The sequence below is a fragment of the Actinopolyspora xinjiangensis genome (assembly GCF_900104475.1).
Taxonomy (GTDB): Bacteria; Actinomycetota; Actinomycetes; order Mycobacteriales; family Pseudonocardiaceae; genus Actinopolyspora; species Actinopolyspora xinjiangensis.
The window spans coordinates 195,124-216,226 of sequence record NZ_FNJR01000002.1 but is presented as its reverse complement, the minus strand read 5'-3'; the positions used below and the strand labels follow the sequence as shown (position 1 = coordinate 216,226).

General features: G+C 68.4%; 20 protein-coding genes, 1 tRNA gene and 1 pseudogene. 8 read left to right on the top strand and 14 right to left on the bottom strand.

What is annotated here, in order from left to right; all coding sequences use genetic code 11:
* Window positions 1-8 precede the first annotated feature (8 nt).
* The 5 genes from BLQ75_RS03675 to BLQ75_RS03655 all read right to left on the bottom strand — a co-directional run bounded on the left by BLQ75_RS03675 (window position 9) and on the right by BLQ75_RS03655 (window position 2,928).
* Window positions 9-428 carry a hypothetical protein gene (locus tag BLQ75_RS03675; RefSeq protein ID WP_092597736.1) on the bottom strand — a complete coding sequence of 140 codons (420 nt, stop codon included), beginning with the start codon at window positions 426-428 and terminating at the stop codon, window positions 9-11.
* Window positions 429-467: 39 nt separating this feature from the next.
* Window positions 468-1,322 (bottom strand): helix-turn-helix domain-containing protein, encoded by an 855-nt coding sequence (locus BLQ75_RS03670; protein ID WP_092598385.1) that lies wholly within the window; start codon window positions 1,320-1,322, stop codon window positions 468-470.
* Window positions 1,309-1,824 (bottom strand): DUF6879 family protein, encoded by a 516-nt coding sequence (locus tag BLQ75_RS03665; protein WP_092597733.1) that lies wholly within the window; start codon window positions 1,822-1,824, stop codon window positions 1,309-1,311. The genes BLQ75_RS03670 and BLQ75_RS03665 overlap by 14 nt, the downstream gene beginning before the upstream one ends.
* Window position 1,825: 1 nt before the next feature.
* Complete coding sequence (locus BLQ75_RS03660) at window positions 1,826-2,059, bottom strand: hypothetical protein (protein WP_170837303.1); 234 nt, start codon at window positions 2,057-2,059, stop codon at window positions 1,826-1,828.
* Between the two features lie 62 nt (window positions 2,060-2,121).
* Entirely contained in the window at window positions 2,122-2,928 is an 807-nt protein-coding gene (locus tag BLQ75_RS03655; RefSeq protein ID WP_092598380.1) for an exodeoxyribonuclease III, read from the bottom strand.
* A gap of 234 nt (window positions 2,929-3,162) precedes the next feature.
* Between BLQ75_RS03655 and BLQ75_RS03650 the strand changes: the two genes are divergently transcribed.
* Window positions 3,163-4,818 (top strand): adenosine deaminase family protein, encoded by a 1,656-nt coding sequence (locus tag BLQ75_RS03650; protein ID WP_092597730.1) that lies wholly within the window; start codon window positions 3,163-3,165, stop codon window positions 4,816-4,818.
* Between the two features lie 83 nt (window positions 4,819-4,901).
* On the opposite strand, the gene BLQ75_RS03645 is transcribed toward BLQ75_RS03650, so the two are convergent.
* The gene (locus BLQ75_RS03645) at window positions 4,902-7,037 is read right to left on the bottom strand and encodes an MMPL family transporter (RefSeq protein WP_092597727.1); all 2,136 of its coding nucleotides are present in this window, start codon (window positions 7,035-7,037) and stop codon (window positions 4,902-4,904) included.
* 122 nt (window positions 7,038-7,159) lie between these two features.
* Between BLQ75_RS03645 and BLQ75_RS03640 the strand changes: the two genes are divergently transcribed.
* Entirely contained in the window at window positions 7,160-7,684 is a 525-nt protein-coding gene (locus BLQ75_RS03640; protein ID WP_092597724.1) for a MarR family transcriptional regulator, read from the top strand.
* Between the two features lie 124 nt (window positions 7,685-7,808).
* Here BLQ75_RS03640 and BLQ75_RS03635 read toward each other — a convergent pair whose 3' ends face one another.
* The 5 genes and pseudogenes from BLQ75_RS03635 to BLQ75_RS22930 all read right to left on the bottom strand — a co-directional run bounded on the left by BLQ75_RS03635 (window position 7,809) and on the right by BLQ75_RS22930 (window position 13,294).
* Window positions 7,809-8,342 (bottom strand): DUF488 domain-containing protein, encoded by a 534-nt coding sequence (locus BLQ75_RS03635; RefSeq protein WP_092598377.1) that lies wholly within the window; start codon window positions 8,340-8,342, stop codon window positions 7,809-7,811.
* Between the two features lie 254 nt (window positions 8,343-8,596).
* The gene (locus tag BLQ75_RS03630; RefSeq protein ID WP_092597721.1) at window positions 8,597-9,436 is read right to left on the bottom strand and encodes an SDR family oxidoreductase; all 840 of its coding nucleotides are present in this window, start codon (window positions 9,434-9,436) and stop codon (window positions 8,597-8,599) included.
* A 3-nt stretch (window positions 9,437-9,439) separates the two neighbouring features.
* Window positions 9,440-11,035: a Vgb family protein gene (locus BLQ75_RS03625; protein ID WP_244515213.1), complete on the bottom strand. Its 1,596-nt coding sequence runs from the start codon at window positions 11,033-11,035 to the stop codon at window positions 9,440-9,442.
* Window positions 11,016-12,863, bottom strand: a pseudogene (locus BLQ75_RS03620) (flavin-containing monooxygenase). The gene BLQ75_RS03625 and the pseudogene BLQ75_RS03620 overlap by 20 nt, the downstream one beginning before the upstream one ends.
* 236 nt (window positions 12,864-13,099) lie before the next feature.
* Window positions 13,100-13,294, bottom strand: a complete 195-nt coding sequence (locus BLQ75_RS22930) for a hypothetical protein (RefSeq protein ID WP_139182897.1) — start codon at window positions 13,292-13,294, stop codon at window positions 13,100-13,102.
* A gap of 595 nt (window positions 13,295-13,889) precedes the next feature.
* Between BLQ75_RS22930 and BLQ75_RS03610 the strand changes: the two genes are divergently transcribed.
* Both BLQ75_RS03610 and BLQ75_RS03605 read left to right on the top strand, forming a co-directional pair.
* Window positions 13,890-15,494 (top strand): Na+/H+ antiporter NhaC family protein, encoded by a 1,605-nt coding sequence (locus BLQ75_RS03610; RefSeq protein ID WP_092597715.1) that lies wholly within the window; start codon window positions 13,890-13,892, stop codon window positions 15,492-15,494.
* 243 nt (window positions 15,495-15,737) lie between these two features.
* Window positions 15,738-16,121: a DoxX family protein gene (locus BLQ75_RS03605; protein WP_092597712.1), complete on the top strand. Its 384-nt coding sequence runs from the start codon at window positions 15,738-15,740 to the stop codon at window positions 16,119-16,121.
* A 24-nt stretch (window positions 16,122-16,145) separates the two neighbouring features.
* On the opposite strand, the gene BLQ75_RS03600 is transcribed toward BLQ75_RS03605, so the two are convergent.
* Entirely contained in the window at window positions 16,146-16,943 is a 798-nt protein-coding gene (locus BLQ75_RS03600; RefSeq protein WP_092598371.1) for a helix-turn-helix domain-containing protein, read from the bottom strand.
* Between the two features lie 225 nt (window positions 16,944-17,168).
* On the opposite strand from BLQ75_RS03600, the gene BLQ75_RS03595 reads away from it, so the two are divergent.
* Complete coding sequence (locus tag BLQ75_RS03595; protein WP_092597709.1) at window positions 17,169-18,173, top strand: DMT family transporter; 1,005 nt, start codon at window positions 17,169-17,171, stop codon at window positions 18,171-18,173.
* Between the two features lie 577 nt (window positions 18,174-18,750).
* On the opposite strand, the gene BLQ75_RS03590 is transcribed toward BLQ75_RS03595, so the two are convergent.
* Window positions 18,751-18,825, bottom strand: a tRNA-Val gene (locus BLQ75_RS03590).
* Window positions 18,826-18,957: 132 nt separating this feature from the next.
* On the opposite strand from BLQ75_RS03590, the gene BLQ75_RS03585 reads away from it, so the two are divergent.
* Window positions 18,958-19,392 carry an acyl-CoA thioesterase gene (locus tag BLQ75_RS03585; protein ID WP_092597706.1) on the top strand — a complete coding sequence of 145 codons (435 nt, stop codon included), beginning with the start codon at window positions 18,958-18,960 and terminating at the stop codon, window positions 19,390-19,392.
* 36 nt (window positions 19,393-19,428) lie between these two features.
* Here BLQ75_RS03585 and BLQ75_RS03580 read toward each other — a convergent pair whose 3' ends face one another.
* Window positions 19,429-19,737, bottom strand: coding sequence for a hypothetical protein (locus BLQ75_RS03580; protein ID WP_244515211.1), 309 nt, complete (start codon window positions 19,735-19,737; stop codon window positions 19,429-19,431).
* Between the two features lie 137 nt (window positions 19,738-19,874).
* On the opposite strand from BLQ75_RS03580, the gene BLQ75_RS03575 reads away from it, so the two are divergent.
* The gene (locus tag BLQ75_RS03575) at window positions 19,875-20,690 is read left to right on the top strand and encodes a helix-turn-helix domain-containing protein (RefSeq protein ID WP_170837302.1); all 816 of its coding nucleotides are present in this window, start codon (window positions 19,875-19,877) and stop codon (window positions 20,688-20,690) included.
* 11 nt (window positions 20,691-20,701) lie between these two features.
* Window positions 20,702-20,905, top strand: coding sequence for a DUF397 domain-containing protein (locus BLQ75_RS03570; RefSeq protein WP_244515210.1), 204 nt, complete (start codon window positions 20,702-20,704; stop codon window positions 20,903-20,905).
* Window positions 20,906-21,103: the final 198 nt, after the last annotated feature.

The following is a 21,103-nucleotide window of genomic DNA, read 5'->3' as shown; positions in this document are numbered from 1 at the left end:
CTCCTGTCTTATCCTCCCAATGGGCGGACAAGTACCGGTTTCGGAAGGTCTTCCGACACGAAGCACGCCGAAGCCGGAGTTTCGAGCGCCATAGGTGAACCGGGCTGGCCCGGTTCGGGAAGTCCCAGGATCGCTCGCAGCGTCCACAACGGTGAAGCGTGGTACTGATACGAGACCCGAGCGGGGTTGAATACGCCGCTGTCATCCATCGTCGGCACTCGGTAGCCCGTAGCTTGGTGTTCATCGCGCAGGATAAGCACATCCGCGCACGCCTGCCATTTGAACATGGCCGCCATAAGACAAGGCTCGTCTTCCGGACCCCAACGAATGAGTGTCCAGTGACGCCTACGAAGCTCGTTCAGAAGATCTTTCAATTCGAGTGAGAAGATCTCTCCGGGCTTCTCGAGCCTCCCGGTCAACGTCGGCATACAGCGACGTTAGAACGGATGACCCTCCCATTTCGAGTTTTAGTCACGTGCTCGCATAAACTCATCGGCTACCGAGGCCAGCAGTGTCCGGATATTGTCACCAGATACGGCCCTTTCTCGAAAATGCTCGAACACATTCAGGTGATACGAAATATCGCGGTAGTCACGCAAGACTACTTCTCCGGAGAAAATCTCAACCAGTACGAGTCGGTCGTCATAGACGACGAACACGTTAAGCGGGGAGGATTTCACCAGCTCAGAGTTTGGAAGGATCGCGAGGTCAACGTTCGGCCGATCCGAGACCGCGGCCATGTGCTCCAGCTGGCCAACCATGACGCTATCCGTTGCGCGCTTTAGCCGGATGGCTTGCTCGGTTAGCAGGAAGTGGAACCGGCGGGACTCATCGTTTAAGACGTCTTGGCTTTCCAACCGAGCCTGTACGGCACGGTCGATGTCCCGCGCTGGTCGGCCTTCGACCCCTGGCGTCAGAACGGCTCGCGCGTAGTCGCGCGTCTGGATGAGCCCGGACGGGATAGCAGGCAAGAACTGACGAACCACCGAGGATGATTCCGCTAGAGCCTTGATCTCAGCCTGGCTTCGCCAGATTCCCATCCGGGCAGCGGAGCGAAGCGAAGTGTACTCGACGTTGGCCGACCGAGTGAGCGAGAGAAGTTCCTCCCGTACCTCCGAGCCCACGTCTAGTGCTTTCAAGATCCTTTCCACGTCGGTAACGCTGGGCAGCGCCTTGCCGGACTCGATGCGGCTGATCTTTGGCTGGGACATGGCAGTACGAGCGGCTAGTCTCTCGCCCGAGAGTCCAGCCGCTTTCCGTAGCTGCTTGAGCGTGTCAGCAAGGTTCTTGCGGTGCTGCTGATCGGAATCAGGTTCGAGCATCCCACTCATTCAGCGAGACAGCGTGAGCTAGAGCAGTATCTCGCCACTTGCGGTACTGCGAAAGGTCTGGGTTCTCTCGCTGGTCGATGTTAAACAGCGTCCCGTCAGGGGAGAAGTTCAGATCAACGACCACCGAGTCATCGAAGAGCCAGAAGTCATGCGCTGGCAAATCAAGGGCAAGATCCGTCAGATCCAAGATCCGGATGTCTTCCCCAGCTTTGACGTTGCCGGGGATACCCCAGTCGAGTTGGTACCGCTGGTACTCGGTCAGCGGACGGCGGACGGTCCGGACTCGGCCGATGCTGCGGCCGGACTCCACGATCTCCCGGACCGTTTCATGCCAACCAGAGTTGTGATCTTTGGGCTTCGGTTCACCCTTACGCCAGCGATCGATGCTGTCTTGTTCACGCTGCATGGTGTAGGTCGGTTGGCACTCGAAGCGCCACGCGGAACGTTGGCAGTCGTCAAACTGCTTGCTGAACTGGTCCCGGGTCAGAATCACTTCAAAGCCCCCTGAGCCGCTGCACGGTTTCCGGACTAGTTCCGGACTCCACCAGCGCAGAAACAGCGTTTAGGACGGTCTCAGCGGGTAGCTCGACAGCCGTTTCGCCTTGGCCAAGCTCCAGCCCGTCAGCGTTGAGCACGTGCTCGCCCTGGACCACCGCTGTGCCCCGGTCCGACACGTAGACGGCCGGACAGGTCTTGTCATCGCAACCGGACACTTTAAGTAGCTTCATGCTCACAGCTTCGGGCACCTGGTCGACCTAGACAAGATCTATTCATGTTCTCGCATAGACGGCTACGGCTTCGGCCAGTCGAAGGAGACAGTCACCGGGGCATGGTCGCTCCAGCGCTTGTCGTAGCTCGGCGCCCTCTCGACCCTCGTCTCCGAGGCGTGCTCGGCGAGCCGCTCGGTGGCCACGTGGTAATCGATCCGCCATCCCGAGTCGTTGTCGAAGGCCTTGCCCCGGTACGACCACCAGGAGTACGGGCCGGGCCCCTCCGGGAACAGGCGACGCACCACGTCCACGTACTCGGCCTCGTCGAACACCCTGCTCAGCCAGGAACGCTCCTCCGGCAGGAACCCGGCCGACTTGCGGTTGTTCTTCCAGTTCTTCAGGTCGATCTCCTGATGCGCGATGTTCCAGTCACCGCAGACCAACACCTCCTTGCCCTGCTGCCGCGCCCGGTCACGCAGCCGGTGCAGGTACGGCAGGAACTCGTCCATGAAGCGTTCCTTCTCGTCCTGCTTGGGCGTACCGGCCTCCCCGCTGGGCAGGTAGAGACTGCCGACCACGAGGCCGTCGAGCTCCGCCTCGGCGTAGCGGCCACTGTCGTCGAACTCCTCGGAGCCGAAGCCGATCCTGGTGGCCTCGGGTTCGGTGCGACTGTAGATGGCGACCCCGCTGCGCCCCTTGTCCGAACTCGGCGCCAGCAGCGTGTGCCAGCCCTGTGGCGCACGCGCGGCCTCCGGAAGCTGCTCGTACTCCGCCCTGGTCTCCTGCATGCAGACCACGTCGGCGTCGGTGGCGGCCAGCCACTCGACGAACCCCTTCTTGGCGGCGGCACGCAGGCCGTTCACATTCACCGTCGAGACAGTCAGCACGTCGCCGAGGATAACCACCGCCTTGGCGGGCACCACTTCCGGCAGCCTTCCCGAGGCTACCGTCGAACCGAACGGTCGATGCCGGGATGGGCGTCTTTTCGGGGGCTCATCCCTACGCCGAAAGGGTGAAAATCCGTCACCCAGCCTGGTTGTCGTGATCATGATCGGGGATCGTCAGCGTGCCGTGCGTGTCGAACACGGCCACTACAGTCGACTTCCCCAGGGAGAAGCTTCATGAACCTGCTCGGCGGGAACGCGCGAGCCCGAACGGCCGGAAGACGCCGACGAGCTACCGGAACGGGCGGCATCGCGCTGGCGGCACTGCTGACCGCCGCTTCGCTTCCGGTGCTGGTCGCACAGCCACGGCCCGCCCAAGCGGAGACCACACCGGGCGAGCGGGCTCCGGCGTGCGCCCCGTGGGACCGGGAGTGCCGGGTGAACCGCTACCTGGACCGGATACGCGACCGGCCGGAAAAGCTCGACGAGTTCCTGCGAACCATGCCGAAGGGAGGTGATCTGCACAATCACCTTTCCGGTGCGGTTTCCACCGAGTCGTTGATCCGCTACGCCGCCGAGGACGGACGCTGCATCGACGCCGAAACCATGCAGTCCTCCCTCGCGCCGTGCACCGAAGGTCAGCGTCCGGCCTCGGACGCGGTGAGCGATCCGGAGTTCCGCGAGCGCGTGATCGGGGCGTGGTCGATGGCCGGCTTCGAGCCGGGCGGCGAGGAGTCGGGCCACGACCACTTCTTCGCGACCTTCGGCAAGTTCTGGGCCGCCACCGAGGGACGTGACGGTGACATGCTGGCCGAGGTCGCCGGCGACCTCGCCGAGCAGAACCAGTTCTACCTCGAGACGCTGCTGTCCAGGCAGTACGAGGCCCGCAGCGAACTCGTGGAGCGCGTCGGCTTCGACCCGAGTTCCGAACGGGAGTTCCGGCGGCTGCGGGAGGTGCTGCTGCGCGAGGGCCTGCGGGACGTCGAACGCGCGGCACGACGCCAGACCGACCGCGACTTCGCCCGCTACCGGGAACTGCTGAACTGCGGCACGCCGAGCGCCCGCCCGGGCTGCGGCGTCGAGATCCGGCTGGACTACCAGGTGGCGCGGGCCAACTCCCCCGCCAGCGTGTTCACCCAGCTGCTGCTCGGCTTCGAGCTCGCGCAGAGTGATCCCCGCTTCGTGGGACTCAACATGGTCCAACCCGAGGACCACGAGGTCTCGCTCCGGGACTACACGCTGCACATGCGGATGATCGACTACCTGAGTGAGCAGTACCCCGGGGTGTCGGTCAGCCTGCACGCGGGCGAGCTCGTTCCCGGCCTGGTCAAGCCCGAGGAGCTGACCCACCACATCGACCAGGCGGTACGGATCGCCGGAGCCGACCGGATCGGTCACGGGATCGACCTGCGACACGAGGACGACTGGCGGGCGCTGGCCGACCACATGGCCGAACGCGACATCCCCGTCGAAGTACCGCTGACCAGCAACTGCCAGATTCTGCGGGTCTGCGGATCGGAGGAGCACCCGCTGCCCGACTACATGGCCCACGACGTTCCCTACGCGCTGGCCACCGACGACCCCGGCGTTTCGCGCAGTGACATCACGGCCCAGTACAGTCGTGCGGCCACCGAATTCGGTCTCAGCTACTCGCAGCTCAAGGCGAGCGCACGCACCTCGCTGGAGCACGCCTTCATCCAGGGGGAGAGCCTCTGGGCGAAGCCCGGCTCCCGACGGATGAAACCGGTGTGCGCCTCGGACACTCCCGGCTTCGGCAAGGCGGACACGGCGGCGTGCGCCGAGCTGTTGTCGGGTAGTCCGAAGGCGAAGCTGCAGTGGCGCCAGGAGGCGGCGTTCCACGCGTTCGAGACCTACTACGCGGCCAAGCTCTGAGGCCCGGACCGTTCCGGCGGTGAGGGCCGGGAACCGGTGGTGCGTCCGCTGTGGACGAACCACCGGTTCCCGGCACCTGGGCGCTACCCCTTCCGGCGTCCCAACCGCGCGGGCCACCACGTGACCCTGCCGATGTCCAGCGACAGCGCCGGAACCAACAGCGAACGCACGATCAGCGTGTCCAGCAACACTCCGAACGCCACGATGAACGCCAGTTGGGCGAGGAACAGGATCGGCAGCACGGCCAGCGCGGCGAAGGTGGCGGCGAGCACCACTCCGGCGGAGGTGATCACCCCGCCGGTGACCGACAGTCCGCGCAGCACACCGGTCCGGTGCTCCGAGCGGCGGACCTCCTCACGGGCTCGGGTCATCAGGAAGATGTTGTAGTCGATGCCCAGCGCCACGAGGAACACGAAGCCGTAGAGCGGGACGACCGGATCGGCTCCCGGCATGTCGAGCACGTGGTTGAACACCAGCGCGGAGACCCCCATCGTCGCGGCGAAGGACAGCACCACGGTGGCGAGCAGCACCAGCGGGGCGACGAGGGCGCGCAGCAGCAGTGCCAGTACAGCGAGGATGACCAGCAGGACGATCGGGATGATCACCGAGCGGTCGCGCTCCGCGGTCAGCCGGGTGTCCAGCTGGATCGCGCTCGTCCCGCCCACCAGTGCGTCGGCACCCTCGACGGCGTGCACCGACTCGCGGATCCGCCGCACCGTCGTGAGGGCCGCCTCCGAGTCGGCGGGGTCGGTGAGCACGGCCTCGACGCGGACGAGTCCGTCGACCACTCTGGGTTCGCCCGTCTCAGTCCGGGTGACGGCGACGTCGGCCACCCCGGCCACCTCGGCTGCCCGCGTCACCCTCTCGGCGCTGTCCGCCTCGGCGATGATCACGGTGGGTGCCCCCGCCCCGCCCGGGAAATGTTCGGAGAGGAGTTCCTGCCCGGCGACCGATTCCACCGGGGTCAAAAACACCTCGGACCGCGCGGTGCCGTCGGCCCGTAGCTGGGGCAGCCCGAGCGTGCCGAGGAGCAGAAGCACGGTGCTTCCGATCCAGATCGCCCGGGGTGCTCTGCCGACCCACGTGGCGACACACTCCCAGGCACCGGTGCGGCGGTTGTCCGAAGTTCGCGGTTCGCCGCCGCCCCGCCGTGTCGATCCCCGCGCGGCGGAGACCGGCGGGAAGGGCCAGAAGGCGGCGCGGCCGAACAGCGCGAGCACGGCGGGCAGGAAGGTGGTCGAGGCCAGCAGCGCGGCGGCGATGCCGATGGCGGCCACCGGCCCGAGGCTCCTGTTGGAGTTCAGGTCGCTGAACAGCAGGCACAGCAGCCCCAGGATGACCGTGCCCGCCGAGGCCAGGATCGGTTCCAGCGTGGCTCGCCAGGAGCGCGCGAGTGCCCGGTACTTGTCGGGGGCCGCACGCAGTTCCTCCCGGAACCGGGACACGAGCAGCAGCGCGTAGTCCGTGGCGGCGCCGACCACCAGGATGAACAGGATGCCCTGACTCTGGCCGTTGAGGGCGAGAACGTCACCCACCGCCAGGAAGTACACGGCGAGACTGGCTGCCCCGAGGGCGAACACCGCGCTGAGCAGCACCAGGACCGGCAGCAGCGGGCTGCGGTAGACGAGCACCAGGATCAGCAGCACCACGCCGCCCGCCACGAGCAGCAGCAGTCCGTCGACTCCGCTGAAGGCTTCGGACAGGTCGGCGGCTTGCGCGGCGGGGCCGCTGACCAGCGTGGTGAGCCCCGGCGGCGGCCGTTCCAGAACGGTGCGCATCGCCGAGACGGAATCGGCCGGTTCGGCCCCGGAGTCGATCGAGACGACCACCCGCAGCGCCTGGTCGTCCCCGGGCGAGGGGATCGGGGGTGAGACCCGCTCGACACCTTCGACGGAGGCGATCCGCTCCGAGGCACGGGTCAGGTACCGACGGTCTGAGTCGGTGATTCCCTCGGCGCGTTCGGCCACGACGAACGCGGGTACCCGCTGTCCTCCGGAGAACCGCCGCCGCAGTTCCTCGACCTTGGTGGCCTCCGCCGACGCGGGCAGGAAGGTGGAGCTGTCGTTCTCGGCGACCTCGGCGAGCTTTCCCGTGAACGGCCCGCCGATGCCGCCCAGGACCAGCCAGGCGATCACCAGCGAGGCGGGGATCAGCCATCGCGGGCGACGCGCCCTCGGGGGATGCTGGTCCGTGTCGGGAGGATGACCGGTGGAGTTCATGGGATGGTTCCTCGTCGTGGTCGAGGGGTCGGGGTGGCGTCCCTGCTGGCGCTGCCATCCCAGAGTAATTCGATTATCGAATTACTTCCTCGGCAGGTGCCGCACGACGTGGAGGAGGAGCGATGAGCACGAGCTACGACCAGGGCGGCGAATCCCCGGAAGGGCCCCAGGAAGCCGGTTCCCCCGCTTCCGAGGGGGATGTGGCGCTGGGCAAGCTGCTGCGACGCCTCAACGTCGAGCTCGACCGGTTCAACGTCCTGTTCGGGGACGCCCACGGTCTGCACCACACCGACCTCAACGCGCTCGTCGCGATTCTCGACGCGGCCGGCGGAGGGGAGCCGATGACGCCGAGCAGGCTGGCGGCCGAGCTCGACCTGAGCCTTTCGGCCACCACGGCCCTGCTGGAACGGCTGGAGTCGCTCGGTCACATCACCCGCGAACGCAGCAGGACCGACCGGCGCAGGACGGAGCTGGACGTCCACGACTCCGCCCGGCGGGTCGGCGGTGACTTCTACCGGCCGCTGATGCGGGAACTCGGCGACGCCTGGCACGAGTTCAGCGACGAGCAGCGGGAGACGATCCGGCGGTTCCTCCTGGCCACGATCGACGCGACCGGACGTGCGCGCGAGACGATCGAGCGGCGTTGAGCGGGGCCGTGCGAACGACCCGCCCGTGACCGGAGGTTTCCCGGGCAGGAGGCGGACGGCCCTCGGGGCGGACGCGGGCGCTCCCCGGGCGCGCTCCCGCCACCGTCGAGCGGCCCCGGCGGCCTCACAGCCGCAGTTGCCCACCGTCGTAGACCAGCAACCCGTCCTGCCGCAGCCGCACACCATCCATCGCGTGGTGCTCGCGCAGCCGACCGTCGTGCATCAGGTGCACGGCCTCCACACCGCGAACCAGCGTCACGTAGTCCGCGATCATGCGACGGTGGCAGCGCCACCACACGCTCTCGGAACACATCACGGCCGTCTCGCGGTGCGTGGCCTCGTCGAGCAGCTCCGCCACGGCCGCGCGGAACCGTTCGGTACGCATGTGCGCGGCGTAGGCGCGGAACCCCTCGTTCCGGCAGGCGGTGTCCGGCGACCCGGCGGGGGTCCTCCGGAACCCGCCGAGCCGCTCCTCCCAGCGGTACTCCACCCCCGCTTCGGGCAACCACTCCCTGAGTTCGGAGCGGTTGAAGTCCGGGTTGTGCCTGCTGCCCGGGGCGCTGCGCACGTCCAGCACGACCTCGATCCCGGCCGCGCGCAGCAGCGGGCCGAACTCGACGCGGGTACTCGTGCCGTGCCCCACCGTGACCAGCCGCATCGCCACCCCCGAAACCGACGGTACTTTCGCCGAGACCGAACATCCCTGCCGGACATGGTCGTCGGTACTCCTCGGTGCGGCAGCGCCGACAACCACCCACGCGGACGGCACCGCCTCGGGGGCTCCCGCGCCGCCCTCGCGGGGCGGGCCCGACGTCGTGCGGCACCCCGCTCGATGTCGGGCCCGCCGGAGCGGGGAGCCCGCGAGAGGTTCCGCCGAGCCACCACCGCCTCAACCCGACCGGAGAACTCGGATCACCCCCGCCCCGAGGTCCCCAGCCGTCCGGCCCGGACCGCTGCCACCACGCCGCCGTCCACGAGGAGGTCGGTGCCGCTGACGAAGGTGGCCTCCGGCCCGAGCAGGAAAGCCGCCGCCGCGGCGATGTCCTCGGACGTGCCGAGCCGCCCGGCGGCGGACGCCTCGACCATCGTGCGCACCGCACCGAGGTGCCGCGAATCCAGCTCCTCCCGCACCATGGGGGTCGAGATGACGCCGGGGCTGATCGAATTGACCCGGCTGCCCCGCTCGCCCCAGGTGACACTGGCCCGCTGCACCCGGAGCTGGTTGGCCCGTTTGGTGAGCGAGTAGGCGTGACCGGGATCCGTCACCTCCTCCGGTGCGGTGAACGGCAGCTCGAGCAGTTCACCGGCCGGGGCGGTGGCCAGCTCTTCCTCCTGCTGCCGGTCGAGCGTCGCGCCCATGTGCCCGGCCATGCTGGAGATCACGACGGCCGATCCTCCCTCGGCCACCACGGGCTCGAACTCCTCCAGGACCAGTGCCGCCCCGAGCAGGTTCACCCGCAGGATCACCGCCGCCGATGACCGGGCCGGCGAGAGTCCCGCCGTGTGGGCCAGCCCGGTCACCGGACCCAGTTCGGCGGCGGCGCGGGCCAGTTCGGCCACGGACTCGCGCGAGGAGACGTCCGCTCGTCGGGTGACCACGTCGTGGCCGTCCGAGCGCAGCACCGCTGCCGCAGATTCCAGCGTGTTCTCGTCGAGGTCGGCGAGCAGCACACGCCTGCCGCTTCCCACGCGGCGCGCGATGGCTCGTCCCATCCCGCCGCTGCCGATGACCACCAGCACTTCCCCGCTCACGGGTCACCCCGTCCCTTCCGCTCGGATCCGCAGCGACAGCACGCTTCCCTCACCGTTGGCAGCCAGCAGCAGCGAGCCGTCCCCGCTCACCACCAGATCGGCGAACGGGCTCGGACGACCGCTGCCGTCCGGTCCGGTCCCGTCCACCCCGGGAAGCGTCTCCACGGCCAGGTCCGCGACCTCGGTCGAGCTCCACCCGGTTTCGGGGTCGAACCGTCGCAACCGGCGGTGTCCGGCCTCGACCACGAACAGTTCACCGCCGCTGACGGCGATCCCCTGCGGCGCGTCGAGCCCGTCGAGCACGACCACCGGTTCGGCGTCCAGGCGCAGCACCCGCCCGAGCCGGTCGTCGCTGACGTAGCAGCGCCCGTCCTCGTCGAGCGCCACCCCGACCGGGTGCTCCAGCCCCTCGGCCAGCACCCGGACCGCGTCCGTTTCGTCCACCGACAGCACTCGCCCGCTCCCCGGTGCCGCGAGCACGACCCGTCCGCCCGGATCCACGGCCATCCCGACGAGTTCGCCGAGCCCGGCGACACGCCTGCGGGAAGTCCCCCGCACCGGGTCGTAGGCGTGGAGCTCACCGCCGGCGGTGGCGAGCTGAAGGACCTCGCCGGTCGCGACCACGTTCCGGGGCAGGGAGGGCAGCGTCCCGCCCACCACGTCCACCTGGTCGAGCCCTCCCGACTCAGACAGGCCCGACAGACCGAAGTGATCGGCCACGTAGACCCTGCCGGTGGGGTCGACCGTCGTTCCGAACGGCCCGTTCAGCCCGGCCGGGACGACCGTGCGAGCGCTGCCCCGCTCGCCGAGCTCGGTGATGCTCCCTCGCACGAAGCTGGAGACGAACATGCGGTTGTCCGCGTCGAACGCGGCGTTGTCCAGGCCCGGTACCCCGGTGGCGAAGCTCGACGTGCGCCCCGTCACCCGGTCCACCCGCGTGATGGTCCCGGCCGGGTCGCAGGAGAGGACGAACAGTTTCCCGGCCAGGTCGAAGCGCACGGCGACCGGCACGGGCATTCCGCTCGCGACGAGCTCGGGTTCCCCTCCCTCCGGTGGGATCCGCCGGACCTCGCTGGTCATCATGTGCGGGTAGTACAGCAGCCCGTCGGGGCCGAACTGCATCGCGTTGCCGTGGGCCAGCCCCTCGGTGAGCGGCACCGGCTCCCCGCCGCCCGGGAACAGCTCGAACAGCCCGCCGCCGTCGCGCATCTCGTTGACGAAGATGCGGTCACCGAGGCACGTGATGCCGTTGGGCGCCACCAGGGCATCGGTGACCAGGTGGATCTCCTCGTCCGGGGAGCGCCGCCAAACCCGCCCCGGGGCCACGTCGGCGACGTACATCGTCCCGTCGGGGGTGAACGCGATGTCGTCCGGTGTGAGCACCGGGCTCCCCGGTGGGACCACCACCCCGACCTCGCCGGAGGTGGTGTCCACCGCGCTGATCCGGCCGGTGAGGAACTGCGCCACGTGGAGCGTCCCGTCGGGCCCGAAGGCGATGCCGTTGGCTCCCCGCAGCGGGCTCGGTTCGTTCAGCCGCACCGGTTTCGGGCGCTCGGCCCCCGGGTTCGGCCCCCCACCGTCAGTTCGGTTCGTCGCCATCGTTCTCCCCCGGTTGGACGAGCAGCTCGGTGAATCCGTCGTTCTCGCGCCACTCGCGCAGTGTGTCGGCGAACTCGAGCTCATCCGGCCGGTAGAAGCTACGCACGACCGAGGAGTGCCCCTCGTTGTTGTAGTAGCCCGGGGTGCACTCGTCCAACGCCCTGTCGACCCCGGCCTTGGCGCTCATCTCGTCGACCCAGGCCTGCTCGGCCTCCCGGGTGGGCTCCACGTAGGCCGCCCCGCGCTTGGCGGACTCGGTGATCACCGCCGCGATGTGGGTGGCCTGGTCGTCGAGCACGTGGGTGAAGTTGGGCGCCACACCGTTCTGCGACGGTCCCATGCAGAACAGGTTGGGGAAACCGTGGCTGGTGAACCCGTGCAAGGTGCGCATGCCGTTCCGGAAGTGCTGGGGCAGCGTCACACCGTCCCGGCCGTGGAGGGGTAGACCGGACGCGGCCGGGTGCGAGCCGCCGACCTGGAAGCCGGTGGCGAGGACGATGCAGTCCACTTCGTACTCAACGCCCTGGCTGACCAGCCCGGTCTCGGTGATGCGTTCCACACCGCGACCCTCGGTGTCCACAAGGGTCACGTTCGGGCGGTTGAAGGCGGGGTAGTACTCGTCGTTGAAGGTGGGGCGCTTGCACTCGTAGCGGTACCAGGGTCGCAGCGCCCGCGCGGTCTCCTCGTCCTCGACGAGGGAGTTCACCCGTTCCCGCACCTGGTTCATCTTGTGGAAGTCCGCGATCTCGCGGACCAGCTCGTGCTCCTCGGCGGTGAGCTCCTCCTTTCCGGCCTCGTCCGCCACCGCGTTGTAGAGGTGCGCGAGGTCGCTCCACCTGTCGCCCACCAAGTCCTCGGCCGTCCGGTCGCCGCCCAGCACCGCGAGGAAGTCGTTTCGCCTGCGGTCGTGCCAGCCCGGGGGCAGGTTCCGGGCCCACTCCGGGTCGGTGGGGCGGTTGCCGCGCTCGTCCACCACGGACGGGGTGCGCTGGAAGACGTATAGGTGGCCCGCGTCCTCGGCCAGATCGGGCACGCACTGGATTCCGGTGGCGCCGGTACCGATGACCGCGACGCGCTTGTCCGCGAGCTTGTGCATCCCGCCCGTCTGGTCCCCGCCGGTGTAGGAGTAGTCCCACCGGCTGGTGTGGAAGGTGTGGCCCCGGAACTCGTCGATGCCGGGGATACCCGGCAGCTTCGGCCTGCTGAACGGCCCGCTGGAGAAGATCACCTACCGCGCCGCCATGTTGTCGCCGCGGTCGGTGGTAACGTTCCAACGCCGCTTGGACTCGTCCCAGCTCGCACTGGTCACCTCGGTCTGGAAGCAGGCGTCGCGGTAGAGGTCGAACCGCCGGGCGATGTTGACGGTGTGCTGGCGGATCTCCTCGCCCCGCGCGTACTTCTCGCTCGGTACGTAACCGAGTTCCTCCAGCAGCGGCAGATAGATGTAGGACTCGATGTCGCAGCGCACACCGGGGTAGCGGTTCCAGTACCAGGTTCCCCCCACGTCGCCGCCCTTCTCCAGCAGGCGGATCGAGTCGAAACCGGCCTGGCGGAGCCGCGCCCCCGCGAGCAACCCGCCGAATCCCGCGCCGACGATCAGCACCTCGACCTCGTCTGTGAGCGGTTCGCGGTCCGGTTCGGACTCGGCGTAAGGGTCCGCCACGTAGTAGCCGAAGTCACCCGTCGGTGCGATGTACTGGGAGGCCCCGTCCGGGCGGAGCCGCCGGTCCCGCTCGATGCGGTAGCGAGCGCGCAGCTCCTCCGGGTCGAAGCCGAGCCTGTCGGGGTCCAGCAGCTCCGCTTCGAGCGTCCGCTCGTCGTTCGTCATGTGTCCGGTCCTTGTAGTTCGGAAGTCGCTGTTTCGGTTCCCGCCGAGGACCTCCCGACCCGCCGGTCTTCGAGTGGCGCGCCTGGCCGGACCCGGCCCGTCTCGTTCTCCGCCGGAGCGCGGCACCGGTTCCGGCGGTCGTCGTCATCGACGTCCGCTCGGTTCGAAGTCTCGGGTCGGGGTTCGGTCACGGCTGACGTGTCACCGGGGCCGACCAGAGCCCGTGAGCGCTTCGGTCAGGCTGGTGACGAGTTCCTCCCAGTCGGAGTGCGCGGTGGTGAGCACCTCGGCGAGGGCGCGTTCCGTTCGACGCACACGTACCTGGTCAGGTACAGCGCCATGTTCCAGCGTTCGGTTCGCACGTGGTCCGGCAGCTCGGGCAGGCACCGGTCCATCCCCTTCAGGGACAGCAGCAGCGATTCGGAGCGCATCGAGTCTTCGGTGACGATCCCGTGGAGCCCGGGATCGCCCCTCGGGTGGCCGCGGCTCGGTCGATCCGAGCGGTCCTCCTCGTCGTAGTCCTCACCGATGTCACACGCTCCGTTCCGGCCTGGTGAGCCGCAGGACCCCGGCAACCTTTTCAGTCAACCAATTTAATCAGTTGATCGAAACCAGTCAATCAAGTGACTGAAAAATATTCCACACCCTGGATCCCGCCACGCCATTCCCTCCTGGAGAACCCGGGGTAACCACGCGAGGTCTCCCGAAGCGGGGATGACCACCCCTACGAGGGAGCCACCCCGGGAGATCACCACCCCGGGGACACTCCGCCCGATCGGACACTTCCGCTGGTCACCGGCACGCAACTATCAGCACACCATGCGCAACAAAGTACGATTACCCCGTGGGTTGAAGCAACGAATGACTATTTGATGTTCGACCAAACAAAGCTACTGTGTGCCACAACCCACACCGGGTGACATAAATCATGCACCGTGCACCGGGAAGTGCTCACCACTCCGCGATGCCTTCCGGCAACGACCTCCCGCAGCGGAGGTCCAATCATCACCGCCCGAAAGGAACTCGATGACCGCGACGTGGCTGTCGATCCTGCCTCCGCTGCTCGCGATCGCACTCGCGCTGTTGACCCGGCAGGTCATCCCCGCGCTGCTGGCCGGAGTCTGGCTGGGAGCCTGGCTGCTGGAAGGCGCCACCCTCACGGGCCTGGGCACCTCGCTGCTGGACACGGTGGGAGTGCACATCGTCGACGCGCTCGCCGACCGGGACCACGTGATGATCGTCGTGGCCACGCTGATGATCGGCGGCCTGGTGGGGGTGATCCGGCGCAACGGGGGCACCGACGGCATCGTGAAACTGGTGACGCGCTGGGCCGCCACACCCCGCCGGGGGCAGCTCGCCACCGGCGGACTGGGACTGGCGATCTTCTTCGACGACTACGCCAACAGTCTCGTGGTGGGCAACACGATGCGCCCCATCACCGACCGGCTGCGGATCTCACGGGAGAAGCTCGCCTACATCGTGGACTCCACCGCGGCCCCGGTGGCCGCGTGCGGGCTCTTCACCACCTGGATCGGCTATCAGGTCGGGCTGGTCGACGACGCGGTCGGCAAGATCGGACTCGACCAGAGCGGCTTCGCCGTGTTCGTCAGCTCGCTGCGCTACGCCTTCTACCCGGTGCTGGCCGTGGTGCTGGTGTTCGCGGTCGCCGCGAGCCGACGCGATTTCGGCCCGATGGCGCGTGCCGAGCAGCGTGCCCGGGAGTCGGGAACCGTACTGCGTCCGGGATCGAACCTGGGATCCGGTGAGGACACCGAGGCCGAGCTGCGCCCCGAGGAGCGCACCCCGCGCCGATTCCTGAACGCGTTGCTGCCGATCCTGGCCCTGGTCGTGACCACCTTCGTGGGACTGCTGGCAACCGGCAGCGGCAGCACCGTCTTCGAGATCATGGGCAACGGCGATCCGTTCGCCGCGCTGGTGTGGGGTTCGCTCGTGGCGCTGCTCGTCGCGGCGGTGCTCAGCTTCGGACAGCGGATTCTGTCCCTGGGGCAGTTCGTGGACGCGTGGTTCGCCGGGATCAAGTCGGTGCTTTACGTGGTCATCATCCTCTCGGCCGCCTGGGCGTTGTCCTCGCTGACCGAGAAGCTCAAGACCGCCGAGTTCCTGGCTGGGGCGCTCAGCGAGGCGCTGCCTGCCTCGCTGCTGCCGGTGATCCTGTTCGTGCTCGCCGCCGCCGTGGCGTTCGCGACCGGGACGAGCTGGGGGACCATGGGAATCCTGACCCCGCTCGCCGTGCCGCTGGCCTGGTCACTGCTGCGGGTGCAGGAAGCCGAAACCGCCGGTGGGCACCCGATCATCTACGCCAGCGTGGCCACCGTGCTGGCCGGAGCGGTGTGGGGCGATCACTGTTCACCGATCTCGGACACCACGGTGATCTCCTCGCTGGCCTCGCAGTGCGACGTGGTCGACCACGTGCGTACCCAGATCCCCTACGCCATGTACGCGGGGGCCGTCGCGGTGGTCCTCGGACTGCTGCCGATCGGCTTCGGCTTTCCGTGGTGGGCTTCCTTCCTGGTTTCTGTCTCGGTGCTGCTGGTCGGACTGCGGTTGCTCGGCAGGCGCGTACCCGGCGACTCGGGGGACAGGCGGGGCGAGGAGGTCGGAGCGCGGTGAGGACCGGACGGGGCCGGGAGTCGGAGCGGCGGTCGCTGACACGTCGCTCGCGGCCCGCCCGGTGCCGCGGCTCGCCGACTCGCGCGGCCGTGGCCGGAGCGGCGACTGTCCCAACCGGACCATTCGCCGCGGACTCCTCCCGAACCGGGACGAATCCGGAAAACGACTCGTACCGCGCGGGCACGATGTGACAGGTTGTCCCCGAACGAGGCGTGCCCCCACTCCCGCACGGAGCGAAGCACCATGAATCTGGCGTTGTGGATCGTCGCCGGACTGCTGGCCGTCGTCATGCTGGTCGGCGGTGTCACGAAGCTGTTCGTGCCGAAGGACAAGCTGGCCGCGACCTCCAACGGAGGGTGGACCGCCGACTTCGGCGTCGGCTTCGTCAAGACCCTCGGAGCCGTCGAGATTCTCGCCGCGTTCGGCATCACGCTTCCAGCCGTCGTCGACATCGCGCCGGTCATGGTGCCGGTGACCGCCGTCTGCTGGATGGCGTTGATGATCGGGGCCATGCTCACCCACCTTCGGCGTGACGAGCGGACGGCCGTCGTGGCGAACCTGGTCTACCTGGCCCTGGCCGCCTTCGTGGCGTGGGGCCGATTCGGGCCAGAATCCTTCGGCGGCTGACCCCACCACGGCCTCACCACGGCCCTACCACCGGGAACGGCCGAACCGCCCCGGACTCGTACCGATCACCCGCCTGAAGTGCCTGGCCAGATGCGCCTGGTCGTAGAACCCCACCGACGTGGCCACGAACCGGGGCGCCATCCCGTCGAGCAGCAACCGGCGGGCGAGATCGACCCTGCGCCCGATCAGGTACCGGTGCGGGGGAGTGCCGAACTCCCCGCTGAAAACCCGCACGAGGTGGGCCGGGTGTGCGTACAGCAACTTCGCCGCCCGCCGGAGCGTGATCCCCTCGACCAGATGCTCCTCCAACAGCTCGCGCAGCCGCACGGCGAGTTCGGAGTACCCGGCGTGCCGGGCGGCTTCGGCCCGCCCGGTCAAGTGCCGCCGCAGCCGTTCGACGATGAGCGCGAGGCGGCTCTCCGCCTCCAGATCCTCGCCCGGAACCATCAGGGACTCGTGCAACTGATGAACGTGGTGGCGCAGCGGCGGGTCGTCGATGGTGGGCGCGCCCACCGCGAGCCCCACCAGGTCGTCACCGAACCGGCTCGGATCCAGGTAGAGCACCCGCTTCTTGAGTCCTCGCGGGGTGACCGGTGTTCCGTTGTGCGGGACGTGCGGCGGCAGCAGGGTGACCAGGCTCCCCAGCGCGCCGTGCTCGTGGCGGTGCAGGTCGTAGCGCACCGTCCCCTCGTCCACCACCAGCAGTGTCCACGAGTCGTGGGCGTGCATCGGATAGGAGTGCTCGACGAGGTGGGCGTGGTAGGCCTCCACGATCCCGGGCACGGGAGGACGCCACGCAGCCACTCCCGAGCTGGTGATCATGCGAAGAATGTACAAGACCCGGCCGTGGGCCGGGAGTCATGATCTCCCCGTGACAGCGGCTCCTCGCCCGCGCCGGGCACGACACGAGGGCACAGTGCCGCCGCGCTGGGTCTGGCGGCCCGGTGGCAGCCGAAGATCACCGCGTTCCCGGCGGGCGGCACACCGGAAGCGGGTTTCCGAGGTGACCGGTGAACCGAAGTGCACACGTCCGGACGGGAGCGATACATGGCGCGGCGGACCCGACAACGGCACGAATCCGTGGAAGCACACCTCTACCTGCTGGTCACGATGGTTTTCTTCGGCAGCGCGTTCACCAGCTCGAAGGTGGTGGTGAGCGAGCTCCCGCACGAAGTGGCCGCGGTGCTGCGGTTCGGGGGCGGGACGTTGGTGCTGCTGGTCCTGCTGGGCGTGGCACGTGGGAGGGCCGAGCCCGCACCCGCGATGTCGCGGGGACGGTTTCTACGGGCCGGTGCGGTGGGAATGCTGGGGGTGTTCGCCTACAACGTCCTCTTCTTCCGGGGATTGTCGCTGGCCCCGTCGATCGACGGCAGCGTCATCGTGCCCGTGCTGAGTCCGGTGCTCACGACACTGGTGCTGCTCTCGTTCAGGAGAGAGTCGGCCTCGGCCGCCCGGATCGCGGGACTCGCGCTCGGCATGGGCGGGGCGGGGGTCTTCCTCCTGGGCGCCGGAGGCGATGCCTCCCCGCTGGAGGGGACCAGACCGCGTGGGGACCTGGTGTTCCTGTTGGGAGCCGCCTGCTGGGCCGGTTACAGCATCGTCTCCAAGAGGGTCTTGGTCGGCATGGAACCACTGCGCGCCACAACCAGCGGGATGCTGGTGGGATCGCTGGGGCTGCTGGTGTTCGCCCTGCCCGCGATGCCCGAGGTGGCGTGGGCCGAGGTTTCCGCGAGCACCTGGGTGAACATCGGTTACCTCGCACTGGGGCCGACGGCCGTGGCCTATCTCTGCTACTACCGCGCGCTGCGAACGGTGAGCGCCTCGACCTCGACGATCATGATGTTCACCGTTCCGGTGTTCGGCACGACCTGCTCGCTACTCTTCCTGGACGAGACCTTCACGACACCACAGCTCGTGGGAGCACTGGTCATGCTGGTCGGAGCGCTGCTGGCGGTGACGCGGGGACGATTTCGCGCGAGCCCCGGGCGGGAGCCCACGACCGCTTCCCGGGCGCCGAGCGGTCCCGAGCGCGCGGAGAGCGAGCCGGGCTGAGCCACCGTCCGGCGGCACCCCACGATTCGCCCCCTCGCACCCCGCCCGGGAGTGACGCGTCGTAGCACCGGGCGAGCTCGCTCGGTGGCGCTCGCGCGAAGCCGCCCCTGTCGGGCTCTCACGAGGGCGGAGCAGCGCAGCGGCCGTTCTCCGCCTGAGAGGTCCACAGCGGCCGGGGGCGACCGAACGGGCGAGCATTCCACCTCGGGGAGGCCGGTGGGGTCGCCGATGCCGCCGTGCGGAAGGGTTCCAGCGCGCAGTACGTCCCATCGATGCGATCCCCGCGGGGAAAACCACGAAAGCCGGGGAACCAATCTCCGACGAGATCAGGACCGATCCCGGCTCTCCGAACCGCCACGCACGAACTCCGGTTCGTAACCCGCTTCGACCGGCCGAGCGTCCCCGCCGGCCGGGACACGGGCAACCAGCGGAGGAAATCAGCGGGAAAATCTCAACCGGACGGTGAATCCCCTGACGACAACAGCAGGGGGCGCACCTCGACGGCGCGCGGGAGAACGGAATCGAACGAACCGTGCCGTTCCGGCGGGACGACCGGAGAAGCACTCCGGATCGGAGCTGGTGCGCGATACTGGGATCGAACCAGTGACCTCTACCGTGTCAAGGTAGCGCTCTCCCGCTGAGCTAATCGCGCCAACGCACCCGGCCGGTGGATGCTCCGTTCGGAGCCTTGCCACCTCGTGGCCGGACACGAAACATCTTACCGGTCGTGACGATCGTCCTTGACACGGGGGCCACCCTTCCCCGACCGGTTAGGCTGCCCGCCGTGTCCGACTTTCCCGATCCACCACCGAAGCGCGCCGACTTCAACGTGCTGTGGCCGATCACCACGCGGTGGAGTGACAACGACTCCTACGGCCACGTGAACAACGTGGCGCACTACTCCTGGTTCGACACCGCCGTGAACGGCTGGCTGATGCGGGCCACCGGAACCGACATCCGCGCGCTGCCCGCCATCGGCATGGTCGCCGAGACCGGCTGCCGCTACCTCTCCGAGCTGAGCTTCCCCGACGACGTCGAGGTGGGCATCGGACTGCGGCGCTTGGGCAACTCCAGCGTCACCTACGGGCTGGCGGTGTTCGGCAACGGCAGCGAGCGACCCGCCTCGCTGGGGCGGTTCGTGCACGTCTACGTGGACCGCGAGACCCACACCACCCTTCCGGTGCCCGAGGAGATCCGGGCCGCGCTGCGCTCGCTGTGATCGCCCGCTCGTCGTGGCGGTGACCGGAAGCCGCGTTCAACAGGGCTCGGGCGCACCGCCCGCCCTCGGCCACACCACACGAGCGCGGATGTGGCTGCCGAAGCCGAACCTGCGCGCGGCCCGCTCCGGCTCCGAGACCCGCATCCGCACTGTCCCGTCCACCGAGACGACCTCGGCGTGGTCCTCGAAGACCATGCCCCAGGCGGCCACGTGGGCGTCCACCCGCTCGCCGTACTCGCGCACCACCGCGAACACCCTGGGCGCGGTATCGGTGACCATGCCGCTCATCAACTCCGCGAACTCGCTCTCGCCGCACAGCGGCGGCATGTCCGTCGGATCGACCACGTGGGCGTCCAGTGGATGCGCGAGTGACCCGTTTCTCCCGTTTCGCCCCGCGTGCGACGGATCCTCCGTCGACGGCCCGTCGAACTCCCGGCCAATGAACGTCCCGGTCATGCTGCGCATCCCTTTGATCACGTATCGTGCAACGGATCATCCTGCTGGGCGCCGAGCTGCGGGAGGCCCGTGAGAGCAGCGGGTTGTCCACATCGGATTCCACCAAGCGGCTCGGTTGGTACGCGGGCAAACTCTCGAAGGTCGAGCAGGGCGACAAGAGCGTCACCGACAGGGAACTGGCGAAGGCGATCGATGTCTTCGGCATCGCGCCAGAGCGCGCGGACGCCCTCAAGGAACTCGCCGCGGAAGCGCGCCGCAGGCTGCCGCCCGCACGTGTCCCCGAGTGGGCGACCAAGTACGTCAACCTGGTCGCCGCCGCGACCGAACTCAAGCTGTTCTTCCCCGACTCGTTCCCGGGAACCGTGCAGACGTTCGATTACGCCCGCGCCATACTGCGCAGCGCGGTCATAGTCGCCCCGGCCGACGTGGATCGCATGGCCGAAGAACGTTCCAAGCGCGCGGAACGTCTGATGAACAGCGAGACGACGCGGCTCTGGCTGGTAATCGGTGAAGAAGCTCTGCACCGCGAGATCGGTGGAAAGGCCGTGTTGCGCGGTCAACTCGAACAAATGAGAAGTCTCGCTGAGACACCCGACACCACCGTGCAGATCATCCCGTTCGACGGCGGCGCACACGCATGTCACGGCACGGCCTTCACGATCATCACGCTGCTTGAGGGCAAGCCGAGTATCGTTTACACCGAGGGCCTGACTGGCAGTGACTACCTCGGGCGCGAGCACGTCCGGGTCTACAACCTCGCCTATGACAACCTGCGCGCCGTAGCACTGAGTCCGCAGAAGACGCTCGAAGCCATCGAACGACGTATCGGGGAACTGACTTAGAAGGGCGACGCATGTACGACAGGATGGCGTTGGAAACGCTTCACTGGGTCAAGAGCAGCTTCAGCGGCGGAGCGGAGAACTGCGTCGAGGTCGCCTACGACGCGACTGGCTGGCGACTGCGCGACTCCAAGAACCCCACCGGCCCCACCCACCACTTCACCCACACCCAGTGGACCAACTTCCTGCACCACCTCCGCCGGGACCGACTCGGCTGACGCCGGGCCGAACCTCCCGACCCGCGCCTGCCGTGATCGTCGATTTCTCGCGAAATTCACGCCGCCGCTCCCCCGCGAGGCGGCGATCTCGCGGGAAATCGACGGATCGGGACCGTCGGTCCACCCATCCGACGGCGGAGCTCCCGAGGCGGGAACCGCACGGGAGGTTCCGCCGAGTGCGCCCCCTCACGAGGGCGA

What these genes read in the sequence shown, in the direction of transcription:
- BLQ75_RS03675 (WP_092597736.1), bottom strand. Translation starts at nt 428, where the DNA reads ATGCCGACGTTGACCGGGAGGCTCGAGAAGCCCGGAGAGATCTTCTCA.
- BLQ75_RS03670 (WP_092598385.1), bottom strand. Translation starts at nt 1,322, where the DNA reads ATGCTCGAACCTGATTCCGATCAGCAGCACCGCAAGAACCTTGCTGAC.
- BLQ75_RS03660 (WP_170837303.1), bottom strand. Translation starts at nt 2,059, where the DNA reads ATGAAGCTACTTAAAGTGTCCGGTTGCGATGACAAGACCTGTCCGGCC.
- BLQ75_RS03650 (WP_092597730.1), top strand. Translation starts at nt 3,163, where the DNA reads ATGAACCTGCTCGGCGGGAACGCGCGAGCCCGAACGGCCGGAAGACGC.
- BLQ75_RS03645 (WP_092597727.1), bottom strand. Translation starts at nt 7,037, where the DNA reads ATGAACTCCACCGGTCATCCTCCCGACACGGACCAGCATCCCCCGAGG.
- BLQ75_RS03640 (WP_092597724.1), top strand. Translation starts at nt 7,160, where the DNA reads ATGAGCACGAGCTACGACCAGGGCGGCGAATCCCCGGAAGGGCCCCAG.
- BLQ75_RS03635 (WP_092598377.1), bottom strand. Translation starts at nt 8,342, where the DNA reads ATGCGGCTGGTCACGGTGGGGCACGGCACGAGTACCCGCGTCGAGTTC.
- BLQ75_RS03625 (WP_244515213.1), bottom strand. Translation starts at nt 11,035, where the DNA reads ATGGCGACGAACCGAACTGACGGTGGGGGGCCGAACCCGGGGGCCGAG.
- BLQ75_RS22930 (WP_139182897.1), bottom strand. Translation starts at nt 13,294, where the DNA reads ATGCGCTCCGAATCGCTGCTGCTGTCCCTGAAGGGGATGGACCGGTGC.
- BLQ75_RS03610 (WP_092597715.1), top strand. Translation starts at nt 13,890, where the DNA reads ATGACCGCGACGTGGCTGTCGATCCTGCCTCCGCTGCTCGCGATCGCA.
- BLQ75_RS03605 (WP_092597712.1), top strand. Translation starts at nt 15,738, where the DNA reads ATGAATCTGGCGTTGTGGATCGTCGCCGGACTGCTGGCCGTCGTCATG.
- BLQ75_RS03600 (WP_092598371.1), bottom strand. Translation starts at nt 16,943, where the DNA reads ATGATCACCAGCTCGGGAGTGGCTGCGTGGCGTCCTCCCGTGCCCGGG.
- BLQ75_RS03595 (WP_092597709.1), top strand. Translation starts at nt 17,169, where the DNA reads ATGGCGCGGCGGACCCGACAACGGCACGAATCCGTGGAAGCACACCTC.
- BLQ75_RS03570 (WP_244515210.1), top strand. Translation starts at nt 20,702, where the DNA reads ATGTACGACAGGATGGCGTTGGAAACGCTTCACTGGGTCAAGAGCAGC.